The organism is Pleionea sp. CnH1-48 (assembly GCF_024124665.1).
Classification (GTDB): Bacteria; Pseudomonadota; Gammaproteobacteria; order Enterobacterales; family Kangiellaceae; genus JAMXSB01.
In genome coordinates this window covers 231,077-251,255 of record NZ_JAMXSB010000003.1, presented here as the reverse complement: position 1 = coordinate 251,255, position 20,179 = coordinate 231,077, and the positions used below count along the sequence as shown (strand labels likewise).

Annotated in this window: 16 protein-coding genes; 12 read left to right on the top strand and 4 right to left on the bottom strand. The window is 43.8% G+C overall.

The window, feature by feature from the left end; genetic code table 11:
• Positions 1-2: 2 nt before the first annotated feature.
• A complete protein-coding gene (locus NH399_RS06235; protein WP_253037839.1) occupies positions 3-977 on the bottom strand; it encodes an ABC transporter substrate-binding protein in 975 nt (324 codons plus the stop codon).
• Positions 978-1,308: 331 nt separating this feature from the next.
• On the opposite strand from NH399_RS06235, the gene NH399_RS06230 reads away from it, so the two are divergent.
• The 8 genes from NH399_RS06230 to recQ all read left to right on the top strand — a co-directional run bounded on the left by NH399_RS06230 (position 1,309) and on the right by recQ (position 11,895).
• Positions 1,309-2,103, top strand: a complete 795-nt coding sequence (locus NH399_RS06230) for a 3'-5' exonuclease (RefSeq protein ID WP_253037838.1) — start codon at positions 1,309-1,311, stop codon at positions 2,101-2,103.
• Positions 2,103-3,434: a 23S rRNA (uracil(1939)-C(5))-methyltransferase RlmD gene (rlmD, locus tag NH399_RS06225; protein ID WP_253037837.1), complete on the top strand. Its 1,332-nt coding sequence runs from the start codon at positions 2,103-2,105 to the stop codon at positions 3,432-3,434. Before NH399_RS06230 ends, rlmD begins: the two co-directional genes overlap by 1 nt.
• Before the next feature lie 84 nt (positions 3,435-3,518).
• Positions 3,519-5,729: a GTP diphosphokinase gene (gene relA / locus NH399_RS06220; RefSeq protein ID WP_253037836.1), complete on the top strand. Its 2,211-nt coding sequence runs from the start codon at positions 3,519-3,521 to the stop codon at positions 5,727-5,729.
• A 53-nt stretch (positions 5,730-5,782) separates the two neighbouring features.
• Positions 5,783-6,613 carry a nucleoside triphosphate pyrophosphohydrolase gene (gene mazG / locus NH399_RS06215; RefSeq protein ID WP_253037835.1) on the top strand — a complete coding sequence of 277 codons (831 nt, stop codon included), beginning with the start codon at positions 5,783-5,785 and terminating at the stop codon, positions 6,611-6,613.
• A 27-nt stretch (positions 6,614-6,640) separates the two neighbouring features.
• Positions 6,641-7,135: a GNAT family N-acetyltransferase gene (locus NH399_RS06210; RefSeq protein ID WP_253037834.1), complete on the top strand. Its 495-nt coding sequence runs from the start codon at positions 6,641-6,643 to the stop codon at positions 7,133-7,135.
• Positions 7,136-7,367: 232 nt separating this feature from the next.
• Positions 7,368-8,369: a lipin/Ned1/Smp2 family protein gene (locus tag NH399_RS06205; protein WP_253037833.1), complete on the top strand. Its 1,002-nt coding sequence runs from the start codon at positions 7,368-7,370 to the stop codon at positions 8,367-8,369.
• Between the two features lie 275 nt (positions 8,370-8,644).
• Positions 8,645-9,634: a sensor domain-containing diguanylate cyclase gene (locus NH399_RS06200; protein ID WP_253037832.1), complete on the top strand. Its 990-nt coding sequence runs from the start codon at positions 8,645-8,647 to the stop codon at positions 9,632-9,634.
• A gap of 149 nt (positions 9,635-9,783) precedes the next feature.
• Positions 9,784-11,895 carry a DNA helicase RecQ gene (gene recQ, locus NH399_RS06195; protein ID WP_253037831.1) on the top strand — a complete coding sequence of 704 codons (2,112 nt, stop codon included), beginning with the start codon at positions 9,784-9,786 and terminating at the stop codon, positions 11,893-11,895.
• A 66-nt stretch (positions 11,896-11,961) separates the two neighbouring features.
• On the opposite strand, the gene NH399_RS06190 is transcribed toward recQ, so the two are convergent.
• A complete protein-coding gene (locus NH399_RS06190) occupies positions 11,962-12,678 on the bottom strand; it encodes a 3-deoxy-D-manno-octulosonic acid kinase (protein ID WP_256489311.1) in 717 nt (238 codons plus the stop codon).
• Positions 12,679-12,761: 83 nt separating this feature from the next.
• Here NH399_RS06190 and NH399_RS06185 point away from each other — a divergent pair, with 83 nt between their 5' ends.
• The 3 genes from NH399_RS06185 to NH399_RS06175 all read left to right on the top strand — a co-directional run bounded on the left by NH399_RS06185 (position 12,762) and on the right by NH399_RS06175 (position 15,996).
• Entirely contained in the window at positions 12,762-13,835 is a 1,074-nt protein-coding gene (locus tag NH399_RS06185; RefSeq protein ID WP_253037829.1) for a glycosyltransferase family 9 protein, read from the top strand.
• Between the two features lie 125 nt (positions 13,836-13,960).
• Positions 13,961-14,752 carry a VOC family protein gene (locus NH399_RS06180; RefSeq protein WP_253037828.1) on the top strand — a complete coding sequence of 264 codons (792 nt, stop codon included), beginning with the start codon at positions 13,961-13,963 and terminating at the stop codon, positions 14,750-14,752.
• A 152-nt stretch (positions 14,753-14,904) separates the two neighbouring features.
• Positions 14,905-15,996, top strand: coding sequence for a winged helix-turn-helix domain-containing protein (locus NH399_RS06175; protein WP_253037827.1), 1,092 nt, complete (start codon positions 14,905-14,907; stop codon positions 15,994-15,996).
• A gap of 39 nt (positions 15,997-16,035) precedes the next feature.
• Here NH399_RS06175 and NH399_RS06170 read toward each other — a convergent pair whose 3' ends face one another.
• Positions 16,036-16,422, bottom strand: a complete 387-nt coding sequence (locus NH399_RS06170) for a hypothetical protein (RefSeq protein ID WP_253037826.1) — start codon at positions 16,420-16,422, stop codon at positions 16,036-16,038.
• 379 nt (positions 16,423-16,801) lie between these two features.
• Here NH399_RS06170 and NH399_RS06165 point away from each other — a divergent pair, with 379 nt between their 5' ends.
• A complete protein-coding gene (locus NH399_RS06165) occupies positions 16,802-17,110 on the top strand; it encodes a hypothetical protein (protein ID WP_253037825.1) in 309 nt (102 codons plus the stop codon).
• A gap of 63 nt (positions 17,111-17,173) precedes the next feature.
• On the opposite strand, the gene NH399_RS06160 is transcribed toward NH399_RS06165, so the two are convergent.
• On the bottom strand, positions 17,174-19,591 hold the full coding sequence (locus NH399_RS06160) for a M4 family metallopeptidase (protein WP_253037824.1): 2,418 nt from the start codon (positions 19,589-19,591) through the stop codon (positions 17,174-17,176).
• Positions 19,592-20,179 lie beyond the last annotated feature (588 nt).

Genomic DNA, 20,179 nt, shown 5'->3' with positions numbered 1-20,179 from the left:
ATTCAGTTCTTTTTAAGTTGGTCGTCTGACTTGGATACCGCCAGGTATAAGTTTGAGTCAGTAATGTATTTAATGCCCAATGAGCGGGCAACCGATGAATTCATTTTGATCAAAAATTTGTTTGGATAACTCGGGGTTTTGGCGCTGCCTTTGTCATCAATAATGCGTAAGACTTCTGAGCCTGTTTGTTTACCGAGTTCGTAGTTATCTGTATAAATCGCCGCAATAGCGCCAATTTCGGTGTAACCGCGAGTGACGCCAACGAAAGGGCGTTGGTGTCGAAAAGCTGCCAGCAAATGGCTTTTGACGTTTTCTGGTGCGTAAAGTTTGTCGTCAAAAATAGCGATGATGACATCGCTTTTGATAGCCAGTTTTTCCATGACTCGCTGCGGAATATCATTGTTTCGTACAATGGTAACGATGGGTTTTAGTCCAACCCGACGAAAGGATGCATCAAATAAAGGCTTAAGTGTTTTGGTTTTTTGGCTAAGCAATAAGCCTACTTTTCGATGTTCTGGCAGGGCGGCTTTTATCAGAGCGGCCTGACGATGAAAAGGCTGATCACGAAAAATCCCGGTTAAGTAGTGGCCTTCTTTATTGGCTTGTTTATGTAAGGCCCGCAGTTCTGATTGAGCGACCTGAATGGCAAAAATAGGGGGAGGGTTGTCATAAGAAGCCATCAGGCGAGTGGTTTTGGCACCCAGAGTAATAACCAGTTGATAGTTACTGGCCAGCTTATGTCTGAGCTCGGCGGTTGAGAGCTGATCTGCGTTGAGTATATCGGTTTGGATAATACGACCCGCCTGTTTACGCGTATATTCGCGAAAACCTTTAAGAATAGGATGGTAGTTGCCAACGTCATCGTCATAAATAAAAGCGACACGATCTTCTGCTTGTATGGCTGTGGGCAGTAGCCACACCAAAAGTACCCTAAAACACCAGGCTTTGACGATGGAGTAAGAAGCTTGTCCTTTCATTGGCAAATGAGTTATTTCCTGTGATTCGGGTTATTTTTCAAGCGACTCTAATATCTTAACTGGAGCCGTCGTCCTGGGAAAGGTAAAATACCCTCCCTGCTGATTTCATTGAGTCAGTAATGTGTTCCAAACGAGCGTTCTTCAACTGGCCGATAGGCGCCTTTCTGGCCGTTTCTACCAGTCCTTAGAATAGCTGTAGTACCGAAATCGGGTTCGTTCTACTAATAATAAACTAACCTATTGAAAATAAGAAGTTTTACACCTGAGTCTATTGAGTTATTAAATATCTCGATATGCCAGGATCTAAGGCAACCCATTAAGTAACAGAATAATGAATGTTTTTGTATTTGATATTGAGACCGTCCCAGATGTAGAGGCGGGCCGCGCCATTTATGAATTGCACGATTTGGATGATGCCGAAGTGGCTCAAGCCATGTTTCATCTGAACCGACAAAAGACTGGGTCAGAGTTTCTACCGCATTATTTGCACCAAATTGTGGCGATATCAGCTGTGTTTCGATTTCGCGATAGCGTCAAGGTCTGGACCCTGGGCGATATGGATTCTGACGAAAAAGAAGTGGTACAGCGCTTCTTTGATGGTATCGATAAGTACGCTCCGACCCTGGTGTCATGGAACGGGGGCGGTTTTGATTTACCTGTTCTTAATTATCGAGCACTTAAGTATGGAATCAGTGCACCGCAATATTGGGACACAGGAGAAATGGATAACAGCTCGCGCTGGAATAACTACACAAGCCGCTACCATGCCCGCCACACTGATGTGATGGATGTGATGGCAATGTATACCGGGCGAGCAAATGCGCCACTTGACCATATTGCGACTATGCTTGGATTCCCAGGCAAAATGGGAATGAGTGGTGGAAAAGTTTGGGATGAGTTTCTCGCGGGAAATATTCGAGGTATTCGAGACTACTGCGAAACTGATGTTCTGAACACTTATCTCGTGTATTTACGGTTTGAGTTGATGCGCGGACGAATTGATCAAACTCGTTATGAACGAGAGTGCGAATTACTTAAAGACATATTAACAACTTCCGGTGAGACCCATTTACAGAGCTTTTTACAACACTGGGAATCAGGCAGTGCCGGCAAGGGGACCAATTAATGGCTAGACGACGTAAACGTAAACCGATACCGGAATTGCCGGTAGAAGTCACGATAGAAAAATTATCACATGAAGGTCGTGGAATCACCCACATTGACGGCAAAACCGTTTTTGTTGATAACGCCTTACCAGGCGAAAAAATAATGATGAAATATGCTCGCGTAAGCAGCAAATTTGACGAGGGTTACAGCGAAGAGATCCTCGAGCCTTCGGAGTCTCGTATTGAACCGGCTTGTTCAAACTTTGAAATTTGCGGTGGTTGCAGCCTGCAACATATGTCGTCGGCGGATCAAATTAGCTTCAAACAGTCGATATTGGCCGAGCATTTCAATCACTTTGGCGGTATCGAGCCTAATGAGTGGTTAGAGCCATTGCAGGCGGATACCTTAGGCTACCGTAAGAAAGCGCGCTTAGGTGCAAAATATGTGATGAAGAAGGAAACCTGCTTGGTCGGTTTTCGCGAAAAACGCAGCAGTTTTTTAGCTGAAATCAGCGATTGCCCGGTATTGGTTAAGTCCGTTGATCGTTTGATCATGCCACTGCGAGAATTGATCGGATCATTGGATTCTCGTCAAAGTACGCCACAAATCGAAATTGCCGTGGGTGACAAGCAAACCGCGTTAGTGGTTCGTCACATGGAGCCTTTATCCGATGGTGATCAGGCTGCCTGGATGGCATTTGCAAAAGAACACGAGGTGGAACTCTATTTCCAACCTAAGGGTCCAACAACTGTCCACAAGGTTTTACCAGAAGGCAGTGAAGAGCGTCTGACTTATCGTCTGGATGATTTTGATGTGGAATTACGTTTCCACCCCATGGATTTCACTCAGGTAAACGCGTCAATTAATCAAAAAATGGTCAAGCTGGCGATTGAATTGTTGGCCCCAGAGCCCGGTGACAAAGTACTCGATCTGTTTTGCGGCTTAGGAAACTTTACGATTCCTCTGGCGACGCAATGTGATCACGTTGTGGGGGTTGAAGGCGTTGATACCATGGTTGAACGTGGTTACGAAAATGCCAGCCATAATCAGTTGAGCAATGTGGATTTTTATCAGGCCGATCTACAAAAAGACTTTAGCGACAAAGAGTGGGCGAAAGATGGTTTTGATAAGATTTTGATCGATCCACCACGCAGTGGGGCGCTCGATGTTGTTCAATATCTTCCTAAGTTTGGTGCTAAACGTATTGTTTATGTCTCATGTAATCCTGCTACTTTGGCGCGAGATGCTGGCGTTATGAAAGAGCATGGTTATAAATTGCTGCAAGCGGGCGTGATGGATATGTTTCCCCATACCGCACATGTTGAGTCGATTGCTGTTTTCGAAAAATAGTCAGACTTAAACGACAACGCCAGAATCTAAATTGAGGATCTGGCGTTTGCCAGCGAATGAGATGGAAAAATAAAAAGGTGTTCGATGGTTAAAGTTGCAAGTAATCAATTTACCGAGTTTTCTCACCAAGACGATCCCAGAGATTGGTTGGCTCGTTTGCCAATGGATTATAGTGAAAAGCAGCAGGGTATTATTACTAATGCCTTTTCACTAGCGCAAAAAGTGGTGGTTGAAAACGAAGAAGCTGAGCAAATTTTTAAACAAGGTTTAGTGATTGCGGATATCTTGGTCCAACTGAGTGTTGATGCAGATACCTTGGCTACAGCGATTATTTTTCCCTTTTATCAAGAAGAATACATTGATCTGGATACATTGACTTCGGTACTGACTAAGGACATTGCGCATCTGTGTAAAGGTGTGAGTGCCATGGAGTCTATTCGTGCGATTCAGCAAAAACAACAGGATGCTAAGCCGTTAAACGACAGTCAACATATTGATAATCTACGTCGTATGTTGTTGGCTATGGTTGATGATGTCCGTCTAGTGTTGATTAAGCTGGCTGAGCGGTTATCGGTGTTACGCGAAGTAAAAAATGACAGCGAAGCGGTTCGCCGTTTGGTTGCAACAGAAGTTAAAGATATTTATGCGCCGCTAGCAAATCGTCTGGGCGTCGGACAGCTGAAATGGGAAATGGAAGATTTATCCTTCCGTTACTTGCAGCCTGCTAACTACAAAAAAATTGCAAAAAGCCTTGATGAACGGCGCGTTGATCGCGAACGTTTTGTTGCTCGCGTATTGGATAAGCTCACCAGTGAATTAGAAAAGGTGCACATCAAAGCCGATGTGATGGGCAGAGCCAAACACATCTTTAGCATCTGGAAAAAGATGCAACGCAAAGGTGTGGGATTTGAAGAGATTTATGATGTGCGTGCTGTTCGTATACTAGTAGAGCACGAGCCTCAATGTTATGCCGCATTGGGGATTGTTCATAGCTTATGGAAGCATATACCCAAAGAATTTGATGATTATATTGCGACCCCAAAAGAAAATGGTTATCGCTCGTTGCATACGGCGGTGGTCGGCCCGGAAGGCAAAACACTGGAAGTACAAATTCGTACTCAGGCCATGCATCAGGAGTCCGAACTGGGGGTTGCGGCTCATTGGCGCTATAAAGAAGGCCGTCAGGCACAACAGTCTGGCTTTGAAGCCAAAATTGCCTGGTTAAGACAGTTAATCGAATGGCAAGAAGAAGTGGCTGATGCTAATCAGTTTTTAGAAGAGTTCCGCAGTGAGGTGGTTGAAGATCGTATTTATGTGTTCACACCTCAAGGTAAAGTTATTGATTTGCCACTCGGTGCGACACCGTTGGACTTTGCCTACCATGTGCATACCGACATCGGGCATCGTTGCCGTGGTGCTAAGGTCAATGGCCGCATTGTTCCGCTTACACAAGCCTTGAACACGGGTGAGCAAATTGAAGTCCTGACGAGCAAGTCTGGTGGGCCAAGCCGTGACTGGTTAAGTCCGCACAGTGGCTATATTCGTTCTTCGCGCGCGCGCAGTAAAATTCATCAATGGTTCCGTCATCAAGACAAAGACAAAAATGCTGCCGCTGGACGCACCATTTTAGAGAAAGATTTGCAGCGCTATGGTTTCGAAAATGTTGACTTAGATAAGTTATCCAAGCGTTTTAATTATCATGCGGTAGATGACCTATATGCTGGCATTGGTGCCGGTGATATCGGCATGACACAAGTGCTTAACTCGATTCGTTCTTTGCTTGATATTCCACGCACCAGTCAGCAAAAAGTGGCAGCACGGCCACAAACCAAAAAGTCAACGTCATCAGATGACATTCATGTGCAAGGTGTGGGCAACTTACTAACGAAAATTGCGGGTTGCTGCAAACCTGTTCCTGGTGAACGCATTATTGGTTACATCACTCAGGGACGTGGAGTGGTGATTCATCGTCAGGATTGCAGTTATGTGTTGTCGGTGGACAACGACAAAGCCGATCGACTGATCGAAGTGAACTGGGGGGAAGATACCGACGATGTTTATGATGTTGATATTAAAATTCGAGCTTATGACCGTAAAGGCTTGTTGCGAGACATAACCACGGTTTTTGCTAACGAAAAAGTCAGTGTTGAATCCTTTAATACCAACCTAAACAAAAAACTTCAAACAACGGACATTACGGCAACGGTGAATATCGAAAACACCGAAAAGCTCTATCGAGTGATCGCTCATCTTAGCCAGATCCAAAATGTAATCGAAGTTCAACGTAAACAATAAAAACAGAACGGCCTGCAATGAACTTGAAGGCCGTTGTCACAGATAAATAACTTATGACCAAGCTCAAAGATAATCACTCCTCCATGCAATCCTTGCTCGATGTTATGACTCAACTGAGAGATCCTGAATCAGGATGCCCTTGGGATTTGAAGCAGAGTTACTCGACCATTGTTCCTTATACTATCGAAGAAACCTACGAAGTTGCTGATGCTATCGAGCGCGAAGACTTTGTTGACTTGAAAGGCGAGCTTGGAGACTTGCTCTTTCAGGTGGTTTTTTATTGTCAGCTGGCCAAAGAAGATCAACATTTTGAGTTTGATGATGTAGTCGAGGGCGTTTGCCACAAGCTCATTACGCGTCACCCTCATGTGTTTAGCGATGTCACTTATGAATCGGAAGAAGCTTTTCATAAAGCCTGGGAGTCGCAAAAGCACAAAGAGCGCGAACAAAAAAATGAAGCGTCGCAGGCCAGCATGATGGATGATATTCCCAAAAGCTTACCCGCATTAAAAGCCTCGCAAAAGATGCAAAAGCGGGCGGCGCGGGCGGGTTTTGATTGGCCTGATGTTAGCGGTGTTTGGGAAAAAATCGATGAAGAGATTGCAGAAATTCATCAGGAAATCCCACAGGATGCCAGTCAATCTCCTGACAAAGACAGACTCGAAGACGAAGTGGGGGATTTGCTGTTTGCCTGTGTGAATTTGTCGCGTCATCTGGGCATTGATGCTGAGTCGGCATTGGCTCGAGCCAACAAGAAGTTTTCGCAAAGATTTCGTGTGATGGAAGCGTTGGTTGATAATGAAGATGAACAGTTGGATGCCATGTCATTGCAACGAATGGATGAATTTTGGGAGCTGGCAAAAGCACAACTGGCCAAGAAGTAGGTCACTTTTGATTAAGGAGTTATAAGAATGATCATTCAATCGATGACCAGAGCTGACTTTGAAGCCTTTTGGCCGGTGTTTGAGTCTGTTATTCAAGCTCAAGAAACCTACGCTTTCGATCCTGGTTTGTCTATGGATGAAGCCTTTGATTTATGGTGTGAACTGCCGTTGCGCACTTTCGTGGCAAAACAGGGAGAGGTGATTCTGGGGTCTTACTATTTAAAACCTAATGCCGGTGGGCCAGGAGGTCATGTCTGTAACTGTGGTTATATGGTGGCTCCAGCAGCTCGTGGTAAAGGTGTTGCCAAACAGTTGTGTCAGCATTCTCAGCAACAGGCCATTGAACTGGGATTTAAAGCCATGCAATTTAATGCGGTGGTTTCGACGAATGAAGTGGCTGTTAAGCTTTGGCAATCTTTAGGGTTTGAGATCGTAGGAACGCTGCCTAAAGCTTATGCTCATAAACGCCTGGGCTTGGTTGACTCTTTTGTGATGTATAAGTGGTTATTGGAAGATAGTTGAATAAGAAATCATTATTCCCACCGAACGCGCCTTTTCGTTACATTTCAAATCATAATCTTTAATGAGATTCCTCATGCTTTTGTGAGATTTATTGGTCATTTTTGTGACAGTAAATTAGACAAAGCTTAAAAATTCGGTAATAAAATATTCAAGTTGAACAAATATAGTTCACGCCTGTTTTTATATCAGGCCCCTGATAACCATAACGATAAATTTTCAGGTAGGAGTATTTATGACCGTTTTTCAATCAAGAAGCATCAAAAAATTAGCAGCCCTGGTGTTAGGAATAACATTGGTCGGCACTGCCTCCGCTCAACAGTGTACTGATTACAGTGCTGCACTTAATCCACCTTCCTTGCAGGGACCAGCAAAGAAAAAGTTTCGTCATTGGGGTAACCGTTGGTTGTCATGGACTGCGGCACCTTTTCACATGGTGCATGATCAAATCGTAGCAAAAAACCAGGCGGCGACTTTTGTTGGTAAATTCGATTACGGCCAGGTGATTCACAAAGATCTCGAAGGTGAAGACGTTCATGTCTACATTCATGGGGCTTCAATTCAAGGATGGGAATATCTTGGTGAGTACCGCACCAACTCTGATGGTAAAATTTATGTTCCTGTCGGTGTTCGTCCTACCGGCGAATATCGTGTCCGCATGGTTGTAGAAGGGGATCTGTCTTCTGCGGATGGTTTTTTGACCGTTGTTAATCCGAATCGTGAGACGGTTCTATTTGATATTGATGGCACACTGACATTGAGTGATTTTGAAGGTGTGGGAGATTATCTGGGAACGGATACCGCCGATCCACATGCTTATGCTAAGCAAACTGTAGAAGCTTATGTCGCCAAAGGTTATCAGGTTATTTACTTAACAGGCCGCTCCTACTGGCAAGCAAAAACGACGCGTCGTTGGTTGGGGGATGTCATGGGACTTAATCAGTGGCATTTACGCACCAATCCTAATGGCAGCGAGCCGTTTCCTTCTAATACAGAGCAGTATAAGCGGGATTACATTAAAAACCTGATTAACAATGTGGGACTAGAAATCATCCGCGCCTACGGTAATGCCAGTACTGATATATCCTCTTACCGTGACGCTGGTATTCCGGCTTCCGACACTTATATTATTGGTGAAAATGCAGGGAATAGTGGCACTAACGATTTAGGCGGCGATTATTCTCACCATTATTTTAACGTTGTTTTGCCAACGGCTAATGCTTATTGTGGTCAATAGCTATCTACCCAACTAAGAGGGAGAAGTCTCCCTCTTAGTTAGTTTTCTTATTAAAAAACTTTCTCTTATTCTTATTGGTTTGCCTGTTTTTTCCTCGGCAATTTGACGTGTATTGACCTCACATCTCATACTAAAGAGTAGGGCTTGTAGAGCTTCCTTTGAGCGTTTCTATCAGCTGATACTCCTTAGTTTGGAGGATGCTGTTTTTAGTCGCACAGTGACGTTCTTGATTCCCATTACCTTTTGTGTCGCGGTTAGCGGTAGTGAGATGTAACATGATTGAGCACAATAAATACATACTCGATAATTCTCCACCTGCGTTGAATGTGGGCAAGTGGCAGAAAATTGTTGATTTGATCGCTGAACTTTATGATGCACCTTGCGGGGCGATTGTTCAGTATATCGGGAATGAATTTAAGACGGTGGTGACTACTCGTCACGATAATGCCTTTATGAAGGAGGGGGGGAGTTTTCCGTGGGAAATGGATAGTTTCTGTCGTCACATTATTGAACGTTCTGAGTCTTTGTACGTAAAGGATGCTCCTAATCATGAGCGGTGGAAAAATATATCTCCGGTAAGCGAAGGAGGTGTTCAATCTTATCTAGGCATGGAGTTGCGCTGGCCCGACGGTAAGCCGTTTGGAACTATCTGCGTGCTCGATAAGCAGAGTACAGAATATAAAGATGCTTATATTCAATTGCTCGAACAATTCAAGGAACTGGTGCAAGCGGATTTGGAGTTGATTCAACAGTGCGAACGACTCAAGGTGATGTCATTATCTGATGATATGACGGGACTATTTAATCGTCGCGGTTTTTTTACTCTGGGTGAGCAGAAGCTCAAACTCGCCAAACGTTTTGGTTCTCCTGTTGGGCTGCTGTATTTAGATCTGGATAAATTGAAGTCGATTAATGATCTGTCTGGCCATCATGTGGGAGATAAAGCCATCAGGGAATTGGCCGATGTTATCCAATCTAATGTGCGAGAGTCGGATCTTGCTGCTCGATTAGGTGGTGATGAATTTGTGATTATGGCGATTTCTCAGGACACTGGAGCGCTGGAGCATTTAGTTGAGCGCATTCATCGTTCGTTAGATCGAGCATCTGAACGTTTGGATATACGGTTGGATTTAAAAGTGAGCATTGGATGCCATTTATTTGAACCCGAAGAAGCCAACGAGTTAGAAGACATGTTGCGGTTTGTGGATCGGCTTATGTATGAACAAAAGCAACAGGCCACAGAAGATTCAGTCAAGAAAGGTTGACCGTTTTGTGAACAGGCTTGTTTTATTGGTGCAATCTCTTAGTTGTTTTATCGACAATATCTCCTTTGCTCTAACTCTAAAGTAAAGTATGGTAGCTTTCTATAGACAGAATTTAGGGCATGTTGCCCTGGTATTACGGAAAAACATTGATGTCATCGCAAGCATTAGCGACATTAAAAACAGTATTTGGCTATGATGCTTTTCGCCCACCTCAAGATGAAGTGATTAACCACCTAATTGATGGCGGTGACGCGGTTGTGATTATGCCAACGGGCGGCGGTAAGTCTTTGTGTTATCAAGTGCCTGCGCTGGTTCGTGATGGTGTTGCCATTGTGGTATCTCCCTTAATTGCGTTGATGCAAGATCAGGTGGCTACATTAGTTCAGAATGGTGTTAAAGCGGCGTTTTTAAACTCCACGATGGATGCCCAATCGGCGTACTATGTTGAGCAACAAGTGCGTGATGGCCAACTTGATCTCTTGTATGTGGCCCCTGAACGTTTAATGACGGATCGATTTTTGTCCTTACTGGATCAATCTTCATTGTCATTGTTTGCGATTGATGAGGCTCACTGTGTTTCGCAGTGGGGGCATGATTTTCGTCCAGAATATATTAAATTATCCATTCTTGCTCAGCGCTATCCTCATGTTCCTCGTGTTGCTTTAACCGCAACGGCTGATGCTAATACACGCAACGAAATTGCCGAACGGTTATCGTTGCAACAAGGGCGAATGTTTATCAGTGGTTTTGACCGACCCAATATTCGTTATCAGATCACTCAGTCTCCTAATGCGCGTGACGCTCTGTTACGTTTTATTCGCAGTGAGCATGAAGATCATGCGGGTATTGTTTATTGTTTGTCGCGCAAAAAAGTAGAACAAACAGCACAATGGTTAGCCGACAAAGGATTAACTGCGCTGCCTTATCACGCGGGTCTTTCAGCGGAAGTTCGTCAACAAAATCAAACACGCTTTTTGCAAGAAGACAAAGTCATTATTGTTGCGACCATTGCATTTGGAATGGGTATTGATAAACCGGATGTGCGTTTTGTTGCCCATCTAAACTTGCCAAAAAGTATTGAAGCTTATTATCAGGAGACCGGGCGTGCCGGACGAGATGGATTGCCATCATCAGCCTGGATGAGTTACGGCTTGCAAGATGTCATTACTCTGCGCCAAATGTTAGAAAGCTCACAGGCGAATGATCAATTTAAACGCGTTGAGCGTTACAAGCTGGATGCGATCTTAGGTTTTTGTGAGTTGGTCACCTGTCGGCGTCAGGCTTTGCTCAGTTATTTTGGTGATCAGATGCCTGAGCCTTGCGGTAACTGTGATACTTGTCTAAACCCTGTAGAAACCTGGGATGCCACCGTCGTAGCACAAAAAGCTTTGTCATGTGTTTATCGTACCGGAGAACGCTTTGGTGTGAATTATTTGGTGGATGTATTGTTAGGCAAAGACAATGAACGCATCAAAAGTTTTGGACACGACAAACTGTCAGTATTTGGCATTGGTAGCGAGCTCAATGTTGTTCAATGGCGCAGTGTGTTTCGACAGTTGATTTCGCGAGACTTGTTGCTGGTGGATATCGAAGGTCACGGAAGTTTGCGTTTGGCCGAAAAGTGCCGTCCTTTTCTAAAAGGCGAACAAACATTGATGTTGCGTAAAGAGCTGATCGAAAAACGCGAGTCTCGACGTCAAACATCTAAAGTAGCGCCAGAAAGAACGTCAGAAAATAAACTCTGGGAAGCTCTGCGTGCATTACGTAAACAACTGGCGGCAGAAAACGACCTGGCACCTTATATGATTTTTCATGATGCAACCTTGTTAGAATTGGTTGAGCAAAAGCCTGTATCTCTTACTCAAATGAGTATGATAACCGGTGTCGGTGCGAAAAAATTGGACACTTATGGTGAGGTGTTTGTTGAGTTGATTGCCGATTATGTCGCGCAAAATGAACGACGCCGATCGGACCCGGCGGTGAGCATTCGCTTGTTTCTTGATGGCCATGAAGTTGAAGCCATTGCAGAACAGCAACAAGTTAAAGAAGGGACCATCTACAATCATCTGGCAAAAGCCATCGAAACGGGTCAATTGCAGCTGGAGCAGGTGATTGATATACAAGATGATGAGTTAGATCAGATCCGCCAGGCTTTTGAATTGCAGGGCGAAGAGGGGCGTCTGAAACCTGTGTTTGAAACCTTTGAAGGAACTTACAGCTACGATATCTTAAAGTGTGTTAAAGCGAGTATGATGACTTAGATCGAACGTTGGGTGCTTTTTGTGAGATAGCTGCCTGATGATTATGATGTTCAGGGCCTAAGAGCCCTAACTCCCGTGGTATCCCTCGAGCAGATATTCCCAGTCTTTCTTTTGCCAATAAAATCGTTTTTGCTGATTTTTTTCTTTGTTGAGAGAACGTAATAGTCTATCCAGATTGGCTTGCGGCCAGATATCATCAAGCTTACGTTGCTCACCTCTATCAAAGTCGATTAACCAGATGTCTTCTTTGTCGTCCATCAAGATATTATGGATGTTCAAATCGGCATGATAAATGCCTTTGTCATGAAACTGGCGGATTGTATGACCGATGCTCATCCACTGCTGCTGATGCAAAGACTCTGCTTGCAGAAGGTGGAAGATATCTTGTGCACCTTCGATGCGTTGAGTGATTAAGTCGGCTCGATAGTAAAGACCTTGTCGTTTAATGAAAGCGGCAAAGGGTTTGGGGGCATTGAGGCCCATTGTTGAGAGTTGCTCCAATAGATGCAGCTCTCTAAAAGCGCGTGTTTTGGTGACACCCGTAAATACGTAAGTGTCATTCAGCAGTTTGCCAATCATTCCCCCACGGTAATAGTGGCGCAATACATACTGCAGCTGATCCAGTTGGAAAAACCAAGTTGTATTACGGCCAACAGACGATCCTGTGATCTGATTTTTTTGCTGCCAATAAGAAGCATCAAAATAGTCGGGATGAACTTCATGGGCGACATGGTTAGCCGTCACAATGAATTCGTGATGATTGGGTGAATGAATTTTACTCAAAATACAACAGATTTAGGTTTATGTAACGCTAATGATACAATAACTTCAATGTAAATTTTTGACAATTTTATAAGAGGAATATTTTGCCGCAGTTAGCCCCATCGTCACTGTGTGTTTTACGCCTGTCGGCTATTGGTGATGTTTGCCATGCAGTGTCGGCTGTCCAGGCGATTCAGCGTCATTATCCGACGGCTAAAATCACCTGGATTGTAGGTAAGATTGAAGCCCAGATGCTACAGGGGCTGCAAGGGGTCGAGCTGATAGTATTTGATAAGTCGCAGGGGTGGCGCGCTTTTCAGGCACTGCGGAAGCAGCTCAAAGGACGACGCTTCGATGTATTACTGCACATGCAGTTAGCGCTGAGAGCAAATCTTGCTGCTGGGTGCATTCCCGCTGACCGAAAAATAGGGTTTGCGCGTCAACGTAGCAAAGAGTTGCACTCGTGGTTTGTGAGCGATCATATTGACTCAGAACAAGGGTTTCATGTGTTAGATGGCTTTCGCGATTTTACACGAGCGATTGGTGTTCCAGATACACCGCCTCAGTGGGATATGCCCATCAGCGATGACGATCTGCAGTGGGCAGGCTCGATACTGCCTCAAAGCAATCAGCCTGTGTTAGTGATTTCGCCCGCAGCCAGCAAAGCAGAACGCAACTGGTTGGCCGAGCGTTATGCGGCTGTGGCTGATTATGCGGCAGAACGAGGATTCCAGGTCGTGATCAGTGGTGGTCCAAGTACGCTCGAAAAAGAGCTTTCGGCCAGTATTGAGTCCTATGCCAAGCATTCGATGATCAACCTGACTGGCCAAACGTCTCTCAAACAGCTACTCGCATTGTTAAAGCGAGCGTCGGTAGTGTTGGCTCCAGATTCTGGTCCGGCTCATATTGCTGTCACTCAAAACACGCCTGTTATTGGGCTCTATGCCCACAGTAACCCTAAGCGAACGGGTCCGTATCTGTATCAGGATTATGTGGTAGAAGTTTATGCTGCGAATGCCGAAAAGCAGTATGGAAAACCCGTTTCTGAGCTGCCCTGGGGAGCACGTATCAAAGGGGACGAGTTGATGTCACACATATCGGTAGCGCAGGTCACTGAAATGCTCGAAAAGGTCATAGTGCAAGAAGGAATTTTATTACCGGAATCGATACCATCTTAATCAAGCCATAACAGAATTTTTACATTTAATCATTTGGCGTTTTCTGTGGGCTTTGCTCTAATTGATTTATCATCAATGCTGGATATCTTTATTTATAACAATACTGACAAGGGCGGAGCGAAGACATGGGAAAACGAGATTCATACGAACCAGGTGTATTTTGTTGGCCAGAATTATGCGCATCAGATCTGGATAAAGCGCGTGAGTTTTATGGCAGTCTGCTGCAGTGGCAAGGTGTTGAAATGCCGAGTGATGCAGGCGTATATGTTATGTTGCAGCGAGAAGGATTAAACGTAGGGGCCATGTATCAGCGTTCAGAGGCTCAGGAAGAGCAAGGGTTGCCTTCTAACTGGATCAGTTATGCATCCGTAGAGAATGTGGATGCGACAGTAGAGCAAGCTGTTAAGTTGGGTGCCACGGTCGTGGTTCCACCGACAGATGCCGGAGATGCAGGTCGCATGGCTCAATTGGATGATCCCTTTGGTGCTCGCTTTGGCGTGTGGCAAAAAAATACCATGCACGGAGCTGAGCTAGTTAATGATCCTGGTTCTTTGTGTTGGAATGAACTCGCGGCCAAAGATGCAAAAGCGGCCAGCGAATTTTATTGTCAGTTGTTTGGCTGGACGGCCGAAACCAATGAAATGGAGATGGGGCCCTACACCTCATTTATTCATCCTAACGGTGGCAAGATGGGAGGCATGTTGCAAATGACCGAAGAGTGGGGTGACATGCCTTCACATTGGATGAATTACTTCACGGTAGAAGACTGTGATGCCCAGTGTGAAAAAGTAAAAGAGCTTGGCGGCAAGGTATGTGTCGGGCCTTTCGATATTCCTGAAGTCGGTCGCTTTGCTGTCATTAATGATACCAACGACGCGGTGTTTTCTCTTATCAGCTTGAATCAGCCTGAACCTTAAAACTCCGTGACATCATTGCAATTAAAAGAGCCATGAGTTTTCTCTGGCTCTTTTCTTAATTTCTATCTGAGTTATTTTGTTGCAAGAAAACAGACTCAAGTTTAAATAGTGTTATCATCAGCACTTATCTAACGCATTTTTATATTTTCAGGATGAACACTCAATTATCTTGCGATGCTGTTGATGACTCCGTTTTTGCCAGTTTTTTTGTTGGCTCAATGCAGTTTGTCCCATTAAAAAACCAAGTCATCATCAATGACAAGTCTCTTTTTATTGAAGCTCGACAGATGCAGGTACTTTATTATCTCTATCAGAATGCTCATACACCTGTGAGTCTGGATGAACTCTCTGACAAGGTATGGTCTGGAAAATGTGTTGGCAATCATGCAATTTATCGCGTCATTAATAAATTAAGAAAACTGCTTCAGCAACAAGATGAGCAGGCCGAGTGGATTACTACCCACCCCAAAAAAGGGTACCAACTTAATCTGCCATCTTGCTCAAAAGATGCTAATAAAACATTTGAAGAAGTTGAGGTAGAGCCTTTAACTCCGAAGACTAAGAAAAGCCAAGGGCTTGCTCAGGGAGTGGTTGCTGCATTTGTTTGTTGCTTAATCGTTGCTGTTATCTATCACAAGGCTTTTGATAGTGAATTTAAGAAGCCCGTTATCATAGATGTTGAGCAAGCATCTAATTCAAGCCCTATGGCTTTTTCTTTAATCGAAAGTCGAAAGTTTAATAGTGCTGATGATGCTATTGTTATAGAACATAGTGATGCGCTGAATTTTAATGGTTCTAACTTTTCTATATCTGCGAGAGTGAAAACAAATAAAGCGCATGCAACTGTTGTAGATAAGAGAGATATGGAGCCTCCGGTGACTGGGTTTTTATTCATGATCTATGAAGGCCGTTTGCTTTTTCAGCTAGGGGATGCTTATGCTGGTTGGCAAAACATTTTTTTACCATCTTCTCCTAACGTCGCTGATGGTCATTGGCATGAGATAGGAGTCAGCGTTGAGCGACATCACAACCGTCCAGAAATAAAACTTTATCTTGATGGAAAAGTGATCTATCAAACTCATCAATTTTCGCTACAGGGCGGTATCGATAATAAAGCGAATTTATTGATTGGACGACATCAAAATGAAAACGTGGCATTTATTGGTGAAATAGAAGACCTTTATCTGTTTAAAGGGAGACTTGGCAAACAAGACTTGGTGAAATCAAATCACTCGAAGCTTTAGCACTAAATGGGTGGTAGCTTTCGGCCACCACCCTGGTACTTATTTTTTTAAACGGAAGTCACCAGACTGACCTGCATTGTCGTACCAAACACCTTCATAATGGTTGTGTGCTACTTTCTTTCCTGAGTACACACGATAATAAGTACTGTCTACGTGAACCGCTTGAATTAATTGAGTGGTGCGGGCAGAGCTAAAGTAGGTTCTACCTTCCAGAAAACTATCATTATTAATTCCGGTATAAACAGCCGTAAACATATTGTGATGAGAGTTCATATCAAAAGTATAAACAAGTTGAGATGATACATAGTTATCTAGTGTTTTATCCAGAGTGATCGTCCAGTTACCCGAAAACTCGCCGGAGGCTGCATAAGTTGAGCCACTGACTGAACTTAGTAACAAGGCTATCGCAGTTGCAAATATTTTCATTTTTTATATCCTTCCTGTTAATTGTTTTGATCATAACTGAGTCTGCTAAGGTTAGCGATTCAGCGAGCGCCAATGTATCTGGTCAGTGGTTGAAAAAGTTAACTTAAATATATATTTGAGTTAATGTCTTGGTTAAGTCGGTAATTGATTGTTTTTATTCGCGTAATAAAGGGCTAATAAAAAAGTTAATGAGAAAGTTAAATAGGATTTGTTGTTGCTCTCACTTTTTAGAGGCATTTTGGAGCTGGTGACTTCAGGTTAAGCTGCATAGAGTCACAGTGTAATTCTCGAGAGTTACATGAAAATCACGATTCAAAAGAGTGTAATTTTTGAGTCGTGACTTCTCTGATATATGACCCGACCTTCAGGAGATTCAGTCATGGCATTAACAAAGCTCGTTGCGGAAGTAAAAATTGTCAGAGATAAGTTCGTGGGGCAAGAGTATCTAATTCTCCATAACAGCAACTTTTCTTTGAAGTACGATGGAAAAGGAACTTTAGCTAGTATCCAAAATATAGATCCTCCATGCATCAGTGCAGGTGAGGAAGGTTTTGGAACATTGGTAGTCCTATCTCCTGAATCGTTGGGAAATAACTTTTTAGACGAAACTTGCATTCCTGTTGAGATTTTGGGAGAAGTGATTGCGAGATGCTATGTCATAAAGAAGAAAATTGTCGAAGTTGAATAATCTCTTTAGATGGAATCAAGAGCCGCCCACATGAGGTAGGAGGCTCTATTTTACGAAAATAAATTAAGGCGTCGCCTTACCATGAACCGTGAGTCCACTAAAAGCACTGTAAGCCCTCACACTGATATGCCAGGTACCTGCTTGTGGGTTATTGATGGTACAGGTTTCGGCGTTGCCCCAACGATACGGACGGCAGTCGTATTGACTCGTAGTAGGTTGCGCGCCAAAGCGGACATAAAGATCGGCATCACCGCTGCCACCGCTGATCTCTGCAAGCAGCTCACTGAAGTTTGCACCTACCTGAATCGTATAGTGTTGCCACTCACCTTGAGCAGCCGAGACATTGGTTTCGGTAAACTCGGAGCCACTGGAACCTTCGTCATAGTTAGCGACTAGCTGTAAATTGCTAAAGGTACTGTAGGCTCGGATCATCACATGATAACGACCCTCTTGTGCGGTGCTGAAGGTACAGTTTTCGCTATTACCCCAGCGATAAGGTCGGCAGTCATATTGTGAGGTCGTCGGCTCCGAACCAAAGCGCACATAAATATCGGCATCACCTGAGCCGCCCGAAATATCAAAGGTTAAATTGCTTGCACCTGCTGGCACGTCAATGTAATAACGAAGCTCCTCACCTTGAGCGGCAGATAATCCTGTTTCTGGAACCCCTTTCGTTAACTCGCCATTGCCAGTGGCACCACCCACACTGATGGATTCTGTTTTTGTGTTAGTTAACCCATCGTTATCAGTGACCGTTAATGAGACAGAATAATTACCTGCATTTGCATAGAGGTTGCTGGGATTTTGACTGGCAGAAGTATTGCCATCGCCAAAATTCCACGACCAGGAAACAACATTGCCATCCGTATCAGAACTGGTGTCAGTAAACTGAATGGACAATGGATCTGCACCAGAAGCTTGATGGCTAAAGTTAGCCGTTGGCGCTTGTGGGCCACTATTAGGACACACCACACCCACTTGGTTAAAAGCATCAACAACAGTCGCCGCGTCGTAACCTAAGTCTGATGTTGCATCGAGAACACCACAAGCACCTTCTACAAAGTTGGTGCTAGAAGTCCAGTAGTTTTGGTTTGCCCTTGCAAAAATTTCGAAAGCTTTGCGCACGTTCCAATTATTTGAAGAGGCAATCAGATAAAACGCTTTGTTGAACACGCCACTGGAATAGTGGACATTCATACCCGATGTATAGTCGCTTGCATGACCAATGGATTTTCCGTCAAGAGGTGGGTTATGCATGTAACGCAATGCTTGATTGGCGGCTTTGATAATTTGCGCACCGACCAGAAAATCATTTTGTCCGGTCATAAAGAACTCTGCTGCTTCGCCTGCAATGTCAGAGAAAGCTTCGTTAATACCTCCTGATTGTCCTGAATAAGTCAGGTTAGAATTTTGTTCGGTAAATCCATGGCTAACTTCGTGAGCTACCACATCGAGACTCACGAGCGGGTGGAAGGTATTTTGACCATCACCAAAGGTCATGGATGAGCCATTCCAAAAGGCATTTTCATAGTTATTGCTGTAGTGAACGCGCAACAATAGTTGCTGAGTCAAAGGGCTGGTGTTTAGCCAGTCGCTGTAAAGAGAAAATACCACACCGCCAAAATAATGAGCATCGTTGAGGGGAGCAAAAGCGCCATTGATGGCTTTGTGTGTATTGCGAGGACAGGTGAATTGATGAACTGAGCCACCAAAGGTGCTGTGATTCATATCTTGTGTTTGAACATTGGTTGTATTCATACGACAGTTGCTGTCGACTTCCATCGCGGGAAAGTCAGTACCGTATTCGTATTGGCCTGTTTTCTGATTTCCGCCTGGGCCAGTTGCATCTTGATGGGCCAATCCTTCCCATTGCTTAATGATTTGGCCGTTACGAGCATTGATTAAAAAGAAAGGCCGAGTGGGCTCACCACCATTGGGGCTTTCGGCAAAAAAGTTAACACTCCAGGCTAGCTGTGCCGCTCCGCCATCATCGATATAAATCACCAGTTCTGATTGCTCGTTGCTATAAGCAGCATGCTCATCATGGCTGAGTATATGTTGGGAGCGAGCTAAGTTAACAGCACGCTTTTTACTGAAGGTTGCATTTAACTGAGTGAGTGAGTCGGCGAGATCAGAAATAACATGACCACTGAGTCGATGAATCTCTTGTGTGTTGGTTCGAGCAATAATAATTTGCTCTCCCCAAATCGGAACTCCCTGAAAAAGCTGGCGGTAACGTTTAAATTCTCTACCTTGAGAATCCGTGGTTGTGCGTATTGCTTGAAGACTGTGACCGTTTTCTTGAGTCCAGTGAGCGAGCAATTGTTGATCGGATAGTGGTTGTAAACTTTGAGCTTGCAATGTTTGAGTTGAAGCGGTCAATTGTTGCCTTAAATTGACTTTTTCGGCCGCAAACAAGGAACTGATACTAGCAACCGCTAAACTGGCAGCGGTAAACCATTTGAGAGATCGAATTTTCATAACTTGGATTACTCCAATAACAGTGCGAGATAAAAAATGATGTTGGTTTTTATCTCAGTTCCTACGCAAATAATTCATCGATACTTTTAATTAATAATCACTATTTTTGTAATGAATATATTTGCCCCAAATGCAGAACTCATTCGCATATTAAGTGTTTATATCGACTTTTATAATTATTTTACGAATGAGACATCCTGACTGCACATCTATCTATAAGACAGAATTTAAAAAAAGGTGAGGTCATTTCTTCACCAAAAACAGGGCATTATTGAATAACTTTTGAAGTGCAAGAACTTGATATTTTCAAGGTACAAATTTCAAGAAAAATTGTGATCAGATGCCCTTGCTGATTTGGATATTGAAAACTACTTTTTGTGATGAAAAATTGTTTTGCAGGATAAAAATGAACACATAAAAAGGGGATACCCATTCATTTTTTGAGTTTTTTATTAAAGGCTCATTATCCACAAGTCGTCATTGATGAACTCTAACGTTTCGCGTTCAGGTGTAAAGACCAGTTTGTTGTGATTCATCCGAATATCATAAGACAGATAGGATCGTGATCTGAGTAGTACATGGGGTGGT

Excerpts from the sequence above, each read along its gene's own strand:
- NH399_RS06235 (WP_253037839.1), bottom strand. The coding sequence starts at position 977 with ATGAAAGGACAAGCTTCTTACTCCATCGTCAAAGCCTGGTGTTTTAGG.
- NH399_RS06230 (WP_253037838.1), top strand. The coding sequence starts at position 1,309 with ATGAATGTTTTTGTATTTGATATTGAGACCGTCCCAGATGTAGAGGCG.
- rlmD (WP_253037837.1), top strand. The coding sequence starts at position 2,103 with ATGGCTAGACGACGTAAACGTAAACCGATACCGGAATTGCCGGTAGAA.
- relA (WP_253037836.1), top strand. The coding sequence starts at position 3,519 with ATGGTTAAAGTTGCAAGTAATCAATTTACCGAGTTTTCTCACCAAGAC.
- mazG (WP_253037835.1), top strand. The coding sequence starts at position 5,783 with ATGACCAAGCTCAAAGATAATCACTCCTCCATGCAATCCTTGCTCGAT.
- NH399_RS06210 (WP_253037834.1), top strand. The coding sequence starts at position 6,641 with ATGATCATTCAATCGATGACCAGAGCTGACTTTGAAGCCTTTTGGCCG.
- NH399_RS06205 (WP_253037833.1), top strand. The coding sequence starts at position 7,368 with ATGACCGTTTTTCAATCAAGAAGCATCAAAAAATTAGCAGCCCTGGTG.
- NH399_RS06200 (WP_253037832.1), top strand. The coding sequence starts at position 8,645 with ATGATTGAGCACAATAAATACATACTCGATAATTCTCCACCTGCGTTG.
- recQ (WP_253037831.1), top strand. The coding sequence starts at position 9,784 with ATGTCATCGCAAGCATTAGCGACATTAAAAACAGTATTTGGCTATGAT.
- NH399_RS06180 (WP_253037828.1), top strand. The coding sequence starts at position 13,961 with ATGGGAAAACGAGATTCATACGAACCAGGTGTATTTTGTTGGCCAGAA.
- NH399_RS06175 (WP_253037827.1), top strand. The coding sequence starts at position 14,905 with ATGAACACTCAATTATCTTGCGATGCTGTTGATGACTCCGTTTTTGCC.
- NH399_RS06170 (WP_253037826.1), bottom strand. The coding sequence starts at position 16,422 with ATGAAAATATTTGCAACTGCGATAGCCTTGTTACTAAGTTCAGTCAGT.
- NH399_RS06165 (WP_253037825.1), top strand. The coding sequence starts at position 16,802 with ATGGCATTAACAAAGCTCGTTGCGGAAGTAAAAATTGTCAGAGATAAG.
- NH399_RS06160 (WP_253037824.1), bottom strand. The coding sequence starts at position 19,591 with ATGAAAATTCGATCTCTCAAATGGTTTACCGCTGCCAGTTTAGCGGTT.